Raw genomic sequence first — 13,310 nt, forward strand, 5'->3', positions numbered from 1 at the left:
TGGCGAATACAAGCATGAGATATGAGAAGAGAGAACAAAGAGCGACTTTATTAGGTGTTTTAGTCTCTAGTACGATGCTCAAGAAGGTTTTATTTTGGGGGCTTGGTTTTTCTTGTTTGTTAGCACCTTCAGCGTTACAGGCGCAAATTTCTGTTGATGCGAAGGCGAATTCTGCCCATCGTCCAGATATTGTGGCAGCCCCCAATGGGGTTCCTTCCATTGATATTGTTACCCCCAACAGCAGCGGTTTATCGCACAATAAATATGATGATTTTAATATTGGCCATGTAGGTGTGATTTGGAACAATCATGCGCAAGAAGTGGGACAATCGCAATTGGGGGGCATTATGCCTGGCAATCCACATTTGCGTTTTTCTGGTTCAGCGAAGGTTATTTTAAATGAAGTAACAAGCGGAAAACGCAGTGCGTTGAATGGCCCAGGAGAAGTTTTTGGAAAACAAGCCGATGTGATTATAGCCAACCCCAATGGCATAAGCTGTGATGGTTGTGGGTTTATCAATACGCCCCATGCGACATTAACCACCGGTGTTCCAGAAATTGATGTTTCTGGTTTTTTGAAAGGTTTTGTGGTGAAAGGTGGGGAGATCACTTTTGGTGCAAGGGGTGCGAATTTTTTTTCAGGCAAAGGGGTGGTTGATGTTGTCGATATTGTTTCACGCACTGTGCATTTTGGGAATTTTTTTCAGGCAAAGGGGTGGTTGATGTTGTCGATATTGTTTCACGCACTGTGCATTTTGAAGGTCCTGTTGCGGGCAGGGAAATTGGAGTTGCGGCTGGTACGGGAAATTTTGATTATGCTTCTCGCCAAATGAAGGCACTTACCGATATTACTGGTAAGCCGGAATATGCGATAGATGGTTCTGCTTTGGGGGCTCTCCAGGCGGATCAGATTAAACTTGTTGCGACAGAAAAAGGTGTTGGGGTTCGCATGCGCCATGATATGGCGGCCAATGCGGGGCAGTTACATCTTTCTGCGGATGGAAAAATCTCACTACAGAATGCCTTTGGTCATAGGGGTGTTGTTCTGAAATCAAAAAGCCAGAGTGTGTTGGCAAAACACATTGCATCCAAAAAGCATATTGAGATTGCGGCAAAAAAAGATGTGACGTTAGAAACCATTGGGGCAGATGGTCATTTTATAGCAGAGGCACAAGAAGGGCTTTTAACCATTGCCGGGCAAGCGACCTCTGGAGGCAACATGCAGCTGTCTTCGCGCGAAGCCATCAAAGTCTCTGGGCTAGGGGCAGGGGCTGATATAGCGTTTGCAACGGGCGGTGATCTGACCATTGGTGGCACTATTTTGTCTGGGGGCAATTTAAAAGCACATGCTGGTGGTGATATCAGGGCGCATCTTTTAGCCGGTGGGGTTGATATGGCAGCAACGGGGGCTGCTGGGAAGCTTGTTTTGGGCAGCCATGGGGGTGTTGATCTCCAAAGTGTGGGAGGTGTGATAGCTGCGGAAAGCATTTATGGAGCGGGAGAGATCACTCTGGTTTCTCCTCAGGGGATTTCGGTTTCTCAATTTCTTCAATCTCATGATAATGTTGCTATTCATACCCAACCGGATGCTGGAGTTCATTTTGGACAACTGATTGCTTATGGAAGGGCAGATATTGATGGTGGAGCGGTTGATTTTTCTTCTCTGATGACGGGTGGAGATGCTGTTTTAAAGGTCAGGAACCTTGAGGCTGGCACACTGATGACAGGGGGAGATTTTGTCCAATCGAGTGTTTTTGGCAAACTTATTTTGCATGAGAAGGGCTCGCTTTCGATTACGGCACAAAGGGGGATAAAGGTTGGACATATTATCAGTGGTGAAAATATTGCCCTTTTTGCTGGCAACGACATTTATTATGATCAGGTTATTGGCTATGGCAGCACAACACTGACATCGGGATCTGGAGGGATTAGTGTTGAGAATGTGCTGTCTGCCATGGGGGATGTGAGGTTGACAGCAAACACTCTCGATTTAAGCAAGAATTGTTCTCATATTTACACGCCTCAAACGCTGTATTTAAAGGGGGATCATATTGATGTTTCGGGGAGCGAATTGACTTATGGCGGTTTAGACTTTCAAAGCACCAATGCCCTTGATATTCAGCATGCACGGTTGCAATCTGTGACAGATAAGGGGGGGAGTGGAGATATTATTTTTAGAGCTCCAGGGATTATGACGGATAAGGAAACATCGGTTTTAGCGGCACGAGATTTTACCATCAAAACAGGGAAGCTTCACAATAGTGGTCAATTGGCAGCGGGGCAGAATTTAGCCTTCAGTGTGACAGGTGATGCGACCAACAGCAAAACGGGTTTAATCTATGTGAAGGGCAATGGTGCGCTCAAAGTTGATGGGGCTTTGTTGAATGATTTGGGTGCCATTGTGGCAGAGGGTGATTTATCTTTCACCAATTTGGGGGGCACAGGAAAGAGCCTTTCTCTTGTCAACAAAGCAGGTTTGATTCAGGCAGGTGAAAACTTAAACATCCAAACCAAAACATTGCAAAATGAAGCCGATAGCATACCGGAAATGAAGGAAAAAAAGGAATATAGCGATCTTTCATTTCAAAGACCAGAGGGGGCTGATCAACTCAGTGATGGGATGTTATATCAAGATGGGCCCAATCTTTGGGGAAAGGGGCACGAACATCAAAGTCATACGGGACCTTTTAAAGGGCACGTAAAAATTTTCTTAGATACTCCACTTTGGAATAGCAAAGAAGGAACGTATGGTACGGCAACTTTAAAAGATGGATCAGTCTATAAGGCATTTACTTGGGAATTTGAGCCTGTTTACACCCCCAGAGGAAGCTGCTGTTTATGCCGAGCAACATGCTGTTAATAAAAATGAACCGCTTTATTTTGTGGTGTTTCCACAAGCCGATACGGCTCTCTCAGAACTTCTGGTAGCGGGGTATCAGAAGTTACTGGAAAATAACTTTTGGGGTTTGACCAATTCAACACAAGAAGCAAAAGATCTGATGTCTCGCTATGGTAATACAGGGTTAGAACTTTATGCCCATAGTCGCGGTAGCATGACATTGGGGAATATGCTGTATTCTTTTCAACAACAAGGTGTGCACGGGATAGCTAACGAAAACACGACTATCAATCTCTATGGACCAGCCTTTAATGTTTTAGTTGCATCCGATCTGTTAGGCTATGTGAGTGACGGCAAACAAACCACTGTTGGTTTTGATGGGCATAGATATGATTTTGTCAGCCGATGGATTGGCGGTAATAGCTATACTTACAAGACAATTCCTTCAGACAGTAATGCTTGGAAAGAATGGTGGAGAATGTTTACAGATCCTGACAATCCCCATACTTGCCTTGGAGATGCGAATGCTATTTGCAACACACTTTATGGCTCATCTCATTTAAAACAAAAACCTTGAATTAAATCATGGAGTAAAAAATGAAACAAACTCTAAGACTATTAGGTGCGGTAACTTTATTAGGTATAACCGGATGTCAGTTTAATCAACCTCCCGTATCATCTATAGGAGCATGGGAGAAGCCAGGAGCAGATTTTACTGAGATAGGAAAAGCCTTGTTAGAATGTGGCATGCCAACCCCTTATGATCGCGATCCAGAAAACGATAATCGCAGTTTCAATCAAATGGCAACCATTGATGCTTGCATGCTTCAAGCAGGGTTCCGCTATAAATATGATGTGGGGGGGGGATGGTGTGGAAACCATAAAGCCGAAAACCTTCCGATTTGTCGTCCTGGCGCTGTCATTCCACAGCGCAGTGTCAAGAAGCGCTTAAACAGCCCTTTTTGTAAAAAGCATCCAGAACAATATGAATGCCAACCTTAAATATTGCTGTTTGTGGAAACTACAATCCCCACATTCATGTGTTCCCATGCTTGTGTAGGATTGTTTTTTCTATTTAATTCTTTCAGTTGTGAACGGTCTTGAAAATCAGAGATAAAATAATGACATCTGTTTCTTGTGATGATGGCTTTAGCCGTTTTTTTTATGGTTTTAGCAAGAGCCTTTCAGCTTGGCAAGAAATCTGAACAGTACAAGAAAACAGAGTATGCTTTAAAGACAGCCACAACACGGCTTGAGGTAGAAAATGAGATTAATCAGAAAAGTGATGTTGATGTGCGTACTGATCTCTTTAACTGGTTGCGCAACAAATGAACCTGTTTCTTGTATTGGTTGGTTACCCATTTATTTGGATAGGCAAGATGTTAGTGTGATTAGCCAGAATCTAGCAAGAGATATTTTGAAGCATAACAAACAGGGTGAACGCTTGTGTGGTTGGAGAAATGACAAGAAAGCGAAGGTATCAAGAGAAAGCTCTCACCAAAACAGAACAATAGCTGCTTCACGAGATGATTAAACCCTACCAAGGTGTGAGGATGATGTCTCGTTGTATGAAGTGGGTAGCATTCATCATCTTTATGTTTGTTATCGATTTTGCCCGCCTTATGGACGCACTCGACAATATCTTCTCACATCTAAAAAAGTGGTTCACAAAGAGTTAAGAGAAGAAACAGTGTTCGATTATAAACGTAATTCAGAGAAACAGGAGAGATAGAAAGACACACTTTTTCTGCTTAACAAAAAGCAATTGCCTGCTGTATTAAATAATCATGCATTATAAGGAAACTGGAAGCCTCGTAGAGATCTTCATATAGAACCAGATTGGTTATTAGTTTATATATTTGACCAAGAGCGTGTCCATTTTGATAGGACAGATGCACATTCAGACTTATTTAGATAAGTGAAGAGTATTATAGCGCTATTCGTAATCATTGCAGAGGAGAAACTGAAAAGTTGTGTTAGAATCACAAGAATATTTCTTCTTCTAACAGGGCTTTTTAGATGCTTACATCATTTGGTAAAATCTTACGCAAGCTTCGCATTGATCACTCAGAACACCTCTTAGATATGGCAATTAGATATCTCTATAGCATTTTTATCTTCTGTAGAAATTGGCAAAAAATCTGTACCCGTTGGCATGGAAGAAAAGATCATTGAACTCTAAGCTTTAAACTGAGAAGCAGCAGATCATTTAAGAAGGAATGCTGATGTCGGCCGTATAGTTTTTACAGTAAAGCCTTGTGATTCCTTTAGCCATGAAATTGTTGGCATGTTCGTTAGAAGTTTAGAGAATTTTTACAACAGAACTTAGCAAAATCCAAAGAATTGTTAGAAAAAGTTTGCAAAAAAGGATACACTTTTTAAATCTGTGTTGGGAAATCCTATTCCCTCACTTTTTATTTATGCATCCCTTATCTTGAAAAAAGTATATAAAATCAATAGGACACATGAGAAATAAAAGCACATATGGTGCCCCCAGAGAGACTCGAACTCCCGACCCCCTGATTACAAATCAGGTGCTCTACCAACTGAGCTATAAGGGCACAACCACACAGGAACTAGCACAAACTCATAAAAAGGAAAATAGAAAATTATTAGTTTTTGTACATATTTTTAAAAAACTTATACCACAAATTATAAAATCATCTTTCTTACTATTTTTTACAGCAACGTTTTATATTATTTCCACATTACCACTTCATAGAAGCCGCTGATGAAAGCACATCATTTTGTTACTGAATCACGAGTCTGAAGAAGTTGATTGGCTAGAAAGATATTTTTCTAGCCAATGAATATTATAATTACCATCTGCAATATCTTGATTGTTAATGAGATCGCGAAAGAGAGGTAATGTAGTTTTTATCCCATCAACTACAAACTCATCTAAAGCACGCCGTAAACGCATCATGCATTCTAAACGGGTACGTCCATGAACAATAAGCTTTCCAATCATACTATCGTAATAAGGAGGAATACAGTAACCTGAATAAGCACCTGAATCGACACGTATTCCTAAACCTCCAGGTGTATGAAAATGTGTAATAGTTCCCGGTGATGGTGTAAAGTTAATAGGATCTTCCGCATTAATACGACATTCAATAGCATGACCAGAGAAGCAGATATCCTCTTGTACAACTGAAAGCCTACAACCTGATGCAATATGAATTTGCTCATGGACTAAATCTATGCCCGTAATCGCTTCAGTTACAGGGTGTTCAACTTGTAAACGCGTATTCATTTCAATAAAATAGAATTTGCCATTTTCATAAAGAAATTCAATAGTACCCGCTCCACGATATCCTAGTTGTGCACAAGCATTTGCGACAATATCGCCAATTTTTTTCCGTTCAATTTCATTAAGTGCAGGTGAAGTTGCTTCTTCCCATATTTTTTGATGACGCCGTTGAAGTGAACAATCGCGTTCCCCTAAGTGAATAGCATTCCCAGCTCCATCACCTATAACTTGAATTTCAATATGACGTGGCTTTTCTAAATATTTTTCGATATAAACTGCATCATCACCAAAAGCTGCTGCTGCTTCTGAACGTGTTGTTTCAAGAGCTATAGCAAACTCTTGTTCAGAACGAACCACTTTCATACCGCGTCCGCCACCGCCGGCAGAAGCTTTAATAATAACGGGATAACCAATTTCATGGGCAATACGCAGAGCCTCTGCTTCTTCAGTAATTGCCCCATCTGAACCAGGGACTACAGGAATTCCAAGTTTTTTAGCGGTTTTTTTTGCTTCAATTTTATCACCCATGATGCGAATATGCGCAGCCGTTGGGCCAATGAATGTAATCTTATGGGCTTCTAGAACATCTGCAAATTTTGCATTCTCAGAAAGAAAACCATAGCCCGGATGAACCGCATCAGCACCTGTGATCTCACAGGCAGCAATAATTTGTTGAATACTTAAATAAGAATCGCGAACTGGGGGAGGTCCAATACAGACACTTTCGTCAGCAAGACGAACGTGCATTGCATCAGCGTCAGCAGTTGAGTGAACGGCTACGGTTTTTATTCCAAGTTCTTTGCAGGCTCGCAAAACGCGAAGAGCAATTTCTCCCCGATTAGCAATGAGGATTTTTCGAATCATAGCTACTTCTCACTTTATTCAACAACAATAAGCGGTTCACCAAACTCAACGGGTTGGCCATCTTTAACAAAAATAGTAGTCACTTTGCCTGAACGTGGGGACGGAATTTGATTCATTGTTTTCATCGCTTCAATGATAAGTAGAGTTTGTCCTTCAGAAACATTTTGCCCTATCTCTACAAAAGGTTGTGCACCCGGTGAAGGTGCAAGATAGGCTGTACCAACCATTGGAGATGTTATTGCATTCTTTGATCTATCTTCTGGCTTAGGAGTTTCAATTGTTGGTGTTGGAGGAGAAGCTACAGAAACAGTAGGAGTAGAAACAGGAGCATAAATCGTTTGTTCGGGAACGGCTGTGATGTTTTGACGTGATACACAAATACGCAGTCCGCCCTGTTCAAGCTCAATATTGGTTAAATTGGTATCATTCAAAATTTCAGCAAGGTCACGGATAATTTTTGTATCAATTGCGGTCTGTTTTACAGCGTCCATTTTTTTTGTTGCCATTTTTTTTCTAACTCCTTGATCAATGAAGATCGTCATTATTTAATTATGACTGAATATCTCTAGACTACGGATGACCTTTTTGAGCATTCTATGTAATTTAATACCTGTGTGTGCTATGCAAAATTGCACTTATAAGCCTGTTGTTAAAAAAGAGAAAGCATAAAATCATCTAATTTAGGGTATTTTAAAAGATAACGAAGTAAAGAAAGAATATTCATTGCATATTTTCTATGGCTTCTTTGAGGATTTCTTCACTCACAGCTCCGATGAGTAATTTATCACCAATTATATAAGAAGGTGTTCCCGTAATATTCAGTCTAGAGGCAATTTGAATATTTTTTTTAAAGGCGTTTTGCAAGCTAGAATCTTTGATTGCATTGCGCAGTTTCTTTTCATCTGCTCCTAATGAAACTGCTATTTTTATAGCTTTGATTTCGTTTGCGCGACTCTGATGCGTTAAAAGCTCTTTATAAAACTGAGGATATTTTTCTGGAAATTGTTTTCGAAAAGCATAAGCAACAATATGTGCTGCCATGGAATCAGATCCCAAAATTGGTAAATCTTTGATAATAACCCGTAGGTCTGGGTATTCTTTTATTAAGTTTTCTATGTATGGATAAGAAATTTTACAATATCCACAATTATAATCAAAAAAATCAACTAGCACTCTTTTACCATTTGGATTTCCCAAAACAGCATCATAAGGGGACTGAAAAATTTGCTTTTTCAATGAGTTGATAATTGAAGCTTGTTTTTGGGTATTTTGCGCACTTTGTTTTTCTAGCTTGTCTTGAAGAATAAGCTGCATCTCAATTATAATTTCTGGATTAGTAAGGAGATAATCTCTTATAATCTTTTGAATATCGTGATCATCAATATGTGGTGTAATTTTTTCTCTAAGTTTAGATAAAAAGCTAGAATCTTCCAGAAGTTGTGTTTTAAGGTTTTGGAGTGTTTTTTCGCTTGATCTTTCGTTCGAGAGAGAAGGTGAACAAAGCAAAATACTCAATGTAACTGTTATTAAAAATTTTGTAATGCGCTTTGTTTTTAGGTATTGAGGTTGAGTGATCATCTATATGGCTTCATATTTCTCTTGTGACATTATTTGAACTATATGAAAAATATTCCCTATGTGCAACAAAGCATTTAACTACAGTGGAAATCTAATCGGTTATTGATAAAACAGCAGTTTTTTCTGTAAGAAGATTTTATGTAACGCATATTTTGCGATGATTATGTTTTTGAAGAGTTGAATTTCTTCTTTGTTATTAAATGTTGTTTTCATCTTTGATGCTATCAGAGATATCTTTTGCATATTGACTGTAAAAAAGTACCTTAATAATTCAATTGAGAGCATTCGTGTTAACTTTTTTCTATTCTTTTATTGAGCACAGTGGAACAAACTAAATTAAATGATGAAAAGTGAAATTATGGAAACTGCAACGCATTATGACCTTTTTATTATTGGTGGAGGGATAAATGGATGTGGCTTAGCAAGAGACGCAGCAGGACGTGGATTTAAAGTGGGATTGGCTGAAATGAATGATCTTGCATCCGGTACATCAAGTGCATCAACAAAGCTCATTCATGGCGGTCTTCGTTATCTTGAATATTATGAATTCAGACTTGTTCGTGAAGCACTGAAAGAACGCGAGATCATTTGGCGTATGGCTCCGCATATTGTGCGTCCTTTGCGTTTTCTTCTCCCTTATCATAAAAAATTACGTCCTGCTTGGATGTTGCGTTTTGGGCTCTTCATTTATGATTATCTTGGTAACTGGAATCAAAAATTGTGGCGTAGTAAAACGGTTAATTTTTCAAAGAGTTTTTGCTCTATACTTAAGGAAGAATATCATAAAGGTTTTGAATATTCTGATGCAAGAGTAGATGATGCTCGTTTAGTGATTGCAAATGCTCGTGATGCAGAAAAGTGGGGGGCTGTAATAAAAGTACGAACGGAAGTTCTGTCTTTAAAAAGTGAAGAAAAAAAATGGGTTGTGATTCTTCGAGATAAATTAAGCGGTAAAGAATCCTGCGTTACGGCTTCTTATGTTGCAAATATGACGGGTCCTTGGATTAATCATATTTTGTCAAATGTATTAGACTGTAAAGAGAATCCACCGGTACGACTTGTCAGAGGTTCTCATATTCTAGTTCCAAAGCTTTATGCTCATGATCGTGCTTATATTTTCCAAAACGGAGATGGGCGTATTCTGTTTTCCATTCCATATCAGGAAGAGTTTACATTGCTTGGAACAACAGATTGTGGTTATCAGGGTGATCCAGCTGATGTTCATATTACCGATACAGAGATTGACTATATCTGCACAGCAGCGAGTGAATATTTTGTGCAACCGGTATTGCGTGAAAGCATTGTCTGGACTTACTCTGGTGTCCGTCCTCTCTATGACGATGGTGCTTCAAAAGCACAAGAGATCACGCGTGATTATGTTTTGAAGGAAATGGGTACAGAAAGTACACCAAGAATCCTTAATCTTTATGGTGGTAAGATTACAACTTATCGCAAATTAGCTGAAGATGCGATGAAATTTGTTGAAAAAGCGCTTGGTAAAAAGGGAAAACCATGGACAATCAACTCAACGCTTCCTGGAGGCGATTTTCCACATAATAAGCTGGATACAATAGAAAATAAGATTGCTCTTTTAGTTCCAGATTTAGATGCTTTTACATATCGCAGACTTGCAAGGTCTTATGGTTGCGAGGCGTTGATGATATTTGCAAATGGTAAAGCCGACAAGGGAAAGAATTTTGGACATGGACTTTATGAAGTAGAAGTAAAATGGCTCATGGAAAAGGAATGGGCTAAAACGTGCGAAGATGTTTTATGGCGCCGCTCAAAACTTGGTCTTTTATTTAATAAAAAAGAGATTAATGCTCTTACTGCTTATATGCAAAAAATACAAGACAATGAACAAAATTCATGATTACGTAGCCTTTAGAAAGTTTATTGAGTTTTATTGTGGCATTTGTTTGCGCATTAAATTCAAAAACGCTTACGCATTATAAACTATGATGATATCAATTGTGAGGCACTTTAAATTAAAAATATCTTAGATAATGGGCTGAATAATAAAAAGACAGGATGAGTGGAGAGGAATACCATTCAGAGAATTTTTTTATTGTTTTTGAGAAGATTTTAGATCAATTGAAAAGAACAATTGGAGAAAGCATTTTTTACCTTCAATTGATGGCAAAAAGATAATAAAATTTTCTGTAAAATAGAAAAAAGCAGATATTGATATGTACAAATGCGAACTCTTAAAAAAGAGAAAAGGGGTGCTGCTGTGATATTTTACAGTTTTCCCTCATCAATAAAATTTGCAATAGCACCAATGTTGGGATGGACAGATCGACATTGCAGATTTTTTTACCGTCTTTTAACCAAAAAGGCACTCCTTTATACAGAAATGATCGTAGCTGATGCTGTAATCCATGGTGTTCGTGAACAACTTTTGGCTTTGAATCATAAAGAACATCCAATTGCGTTGCAATTAGGGGGATCAGATCCTCAAAAGTTAGCAGAAGCTGCGCGAATTGCAGAAGATTTTGGTTATGATGAGATAAATCTCAATGTTGGTTGTCCATCAAATCGCGTTCAATCTGGTGCATTTGGTGCTTGTTTGATGTTATATCCTGACATTGTGGCAAGTGCTGTAGAAGCAATAAAAAAAGTGGTTACACTCTCTGTAACTGTCAAATGTCGAGTTGGGGTAGATGACCAGGATGAAGAATTAGCTTTAGATCTTTTAGCTGATAAAGTTTGGAATGCTGGATGTGATGCACTCTGGGTGCATGCACGTAAAGCATGGTTAAAAGGACTAAGTCCAAAGGAAAACCGTGATATTCCTCCACTTAATTATAACAGAGTTTATAAATTAAAAAGAAAATATCATAATAAATTCATTGGAATAAATGGTGGAATTAAATCAATTTATGAGATAAAAGAGCATTTGATTCTGTGTGATGCTGCTATGGTTGGTCGACAAGTCTATCATGATCCAACTTTACTAAAGTATATTGATTCTGAAATATATGGTGAACAGCAGAATAATCTTAGCGATAGTGATCTCATTGAGGCCATGTGTGATTATGCTGCTCAACATATCGCATCAGGGGGGCTACTTTCTCATGTAACACGTCATATGATTGGTTTATTTCATGGTCGGAATGGCGCACGTCGATGGAGGCAAATATTATCAAATAATGCAAGAGGAAGAGATGCAGGCATCCATGTTTTGAAAGAAGCTTTTTCTGCTCTTATTTAACAACAGTTTTATCAGATAAACAGATATCAAAGCTTAAATTTGCTAAAGTTTTCCTTCCAAACTTGTGATTTCAGAAAGCTAATCTTCTTTATTGTGGAGAGAACTTTAATGCCATTCTCAACTGAAAGAGAAAGCTGTTTACCCTTCGTTGTTTTTGTTTCTATTCGTACGAATACGCATAGCTACCAATAATTTAAGCTCTTTTCAACATTATGCAAAAATTTTGTAAGGTGATCGAACTTTATCCGATGAGGGAAGATCTTGGCTATTTCCTGTTTTTGTTACCAAGCTTGAAGCTTATGATCTTTTTTAGAAAAAACTATATGCTGACCAAAATGTTCACTCAATATAAAAACAGGCTAAAGTCCTCATATAAAAATAAGATTATACATCTGTAGATCAACAAAAACAGTTAGTTAGTGCAAAAAGTTTCGTTCATAATATTTAACATGTTTAAAAAGCTTTAAAAAAACAATAAATTATTCACATCCTGTTTATATGACAAGATTTTAAATTACACATTATAAATTTGAAAAGGTGTCTTTCTTCATGACTGTTAGTCCGTTTGATAATTTTCGTGCTTTACTCACAAGTTTACCAGTTGCTGATGAGTTTTCTATAATTTTGGCAAAAAAACGGCAAAAAAGTTTAATAAAGAAGCAAGAGGCGCTAGGAAAATTAGGAGAAATAGCGGTTTGGTATGCCGGATGGAGAGGGGCAGAGAAACCTATCGTAACGCAACCTTTAGTGGCTATTTTTTCTGGGAATCATGGCGTTATAGAGGAGAACGTTACACCATTTCCGCAATCTATGACACAAAAGATGGTACAAAACTTTGCGGCTGGTGGTGGTGCTATTAATCAAATTTGCATAGCTTATGATCTTGGATTGAAGATATTTGATCTAGCATTGGAATATCCAACAATGAATATTACCAAAGATGCAGCAATGGATGAGCGCAGTGCTGCTGCTACAATGGCATTTGGAATGGAATCCATCGCTGGTGGAACAGATCTCTTGTGTATCGGTGAAATGGGAGTTGGCAATACAACAATAGCTTCAGCTTTATGTTTAGCATTGTTTGGTGGAGAAGTGGAGGAATGGACAGGGAACAGCACAGGAATTGATGAGAGATTTTATCAACGAAAAATAGCCGCAGTGGAAACCGCTGTTTCTTTACACAAGCATCGTTTTAGTGATCCTTTTGAAATAATGCGTTGTCTAGGAGGACGTGAAATTGCCGCGATCGTAGGTGCCATTTTAGCTGCTAGAATGGAAAAGATACCGGTTATTTTGGATGGTTTTGTGGTAACGGCAGCAGCAGCAGTGCTTTATAAAATGAATCCAAGAGCTCTTGATCATACCCTTGTTGGGCACGCTTCCTCTGAGCCAGCACATCGCAGGCTTTTACAAAAAATTGACAAAGAGCCGCTCTTAGATCTAGGGATGCGTCTTGGCGAAGGAACAGGTGCGGCTATGGCAGCTGGTATTGTTAAGGCTGCTGTTTTAACCCATGCCCAAATGGTAGTGTGCGAACAAGAGCATTTTACCATTTAAGAATA

At 38.8% G+C, this 13,310-nt stretch carries 9 protein-coding genes, 1 tRNA gene and 3 pseudogenes; 9 read left to right on the plus strand and 4 right to left on the minus strand.

Features of this window, described 5'->3' with window-relative positions; all coding sequences use genetic code 11:
* Nucleotides 1-14: 14 nt before the first annotated feature.
* From AYT27_RS04075 to AYT27_RS09225, 6 genes and pseudogenes are all read left to right on the plus strand, one after another.
* Nucleotides 15-2,812 (plus strand): annotated as a pseudogene (locus AYT27_RS04075) (two-partner secretion domain-containing protein); the annotation flags it as partial.
* The gene (locus tag AYT27_RS04080; protein ID WP_034447765.1) at nucleotides 2,802-3,416 is read left to right on the plus strand and encodes a hypothetical protein; all 615 of its coding nucleotides are present in this window, start codon (nucleotides 2,802-2,804) and stop codon (nucleotides 3,414-3,416) included. The pseudogene AYT27_RS04075 and the gene AYT27_RS04080, both read left to right, overlap by 11 nt.
* A gap of 20 nt (nucleotides 3,417-3,436) precedes the next feature.
* Entirely contained in the window at nucleotides 3,437-3,841 is a 405-nt protein-coding gene (locus AYT27_RS04085; RefSeq protein ID WP_011180696.1) for a hypothetical protein, read from the plus strand.
* Between the two features lie 138 nt (nucleotides 3,842-3,979).
* Entirely contained in the window at nucleotides 3,980-4,171 is a 192-nt protein-coding gene (locus AYT27_RS04090) for a hypothetical protein (RefSeq protein WP_049784547.1), read from the plus strand.
* A gap of 478 nt (nucleotides 4,172-4,649) precedes the next feature.
* A pseudogene (locus AYT27_RS09560) lies at nucleotides 4,650-4,757 on the plus strand (type II toxin-antitoxin system YafQ family toxin); the annotation flags it as partial.
* Between the two features lie 101 nt (nucleotides 4,758-4,858).
* Nucleotides 4,859-5,221: pseudogene (locus AYT27_RS09225) on the plus strand (XRE family transcriptional regulator).
* A gap of 103 nt (nucleotides 5,222-5,324) precedes the next feature.
* Here the strand turns inward: AYT27_RS09225 and AYT27_RS04110 are convergent.
* The 4 genes from AYT27_RS04110 to AYT27_RS04125 all read right to left on the minus strand — a co-directional run bounded on the left by AYT27_RS04110 (nucleotide 5,325) and on the right by AYT27_RS04125 (nucleotide 8,534).
* Nucleotides 5,325-5,400: transfer RNA gene (locus AYT27_RS04110), tRNA-Thr, on the minus strand.
* Between the two features lie 197 nt (nucleotides 5,401-5,597).
* Nucleotides 5,598-6,956 (minus strand): acetyl-CoA carboxylase biotin carboxylase subunit, encoded by a 1,359-nt coding sequence (accC, locus tag AYT27_RS04115; RefSeq protein ID WP_011180701.1) that lies wholly within the window; start codon nucleotides 6,954-6,956, stop codon nucleotides 5,598-5,600.
* 14 nt (nucleotides 6,957-6,970) lie between these two features.
* Complete coding sequence (gene accB / locus AYT27_RS04120) at nucleotides 6,971-7,462, minus strand: acetyl-CoA carboxylase biotin carboxyl carrier protein (protein WP_011180702.1); 492 nt, start codon at nucleotides 7,460-7,462, stop codon at nucleotides 6,971-6,973.
* A 214-nt stretch (nucleotides 7,463-7,676) separates the two neighbouring features.
* Complete coding sequence (locus AYT27_RS04125) at nucleotides 7,677-8,534, minus strand: DsbA family protein (protein ID WP_011180703.1); 858 nt, start codon at nucleotides 8,532-8,534, stop codon at nucleotides 7,677-7,679.
* 340 nt (nucleotides 8,535-8,874) lie between these two features.
* Here AYT27_RS04125 and glpD point away from each other — a divergent pair, with 340 nt between their 5' ends.
* The 3 genes from glpD (at nucleotide 8,875) to cobT (ending at nucleotide 13,305) form a co-directional block, all read left to right on the plus strand.
* Nucleotides 8,875-10,407, plus strand: coding sequence for a glycerol-3-phosphate dehydrogenase (gene glpD, locus AYT27_RS04135; RefSeq protein WP_034447770.1), 1,533 nt, complete (start codon nucleotides 8,875-8,877; stop codon nucleotides 10,405-10,407).
* Nucleotides 10,408-10,767: 360 nt separating this feature from the next.
* Nucleotides 10,768-11,748, plus strand: a complete 981-nt coding sequence (gene dusA, locus AYT27_RS04140; RefSeq protein WP_011180705.1) for a tRNA dihydrouridine(20/20a) synthase DusA — start codon at nucleotides 10,768-10,770, stop codon at nucleotides 11,746-11,748.
* A gap of 549 nt (nucleotides 11,749-12,297) precedes the next feature.
* Complete coding sequence (cobT, locus tag AYT27_RS04145; protein WP_011180706.1) at nucleotides 12,298-13,305, plus strand: nicotinate-nucleotide--dimethylbenzimidazole phosphoribosyltransferase; 1,008 nt, start codon at nucleotides 12,298-12,300, stop codon at nucleotides 13,303-13,305.
* Nucleotides 13,306-13,310: the final 5 nt, after the last annotated feature.

The sequence above is a fragment of the Bartonella henselae str. Houston-1 genome (genome assembly GCF_000046705.1).
GTDB lineage: Bacteria > Pseudomonadota > Alphaproteobacteria > Rhizobiales > Rhizobiaceae > Bartonella > Bartonella henselae.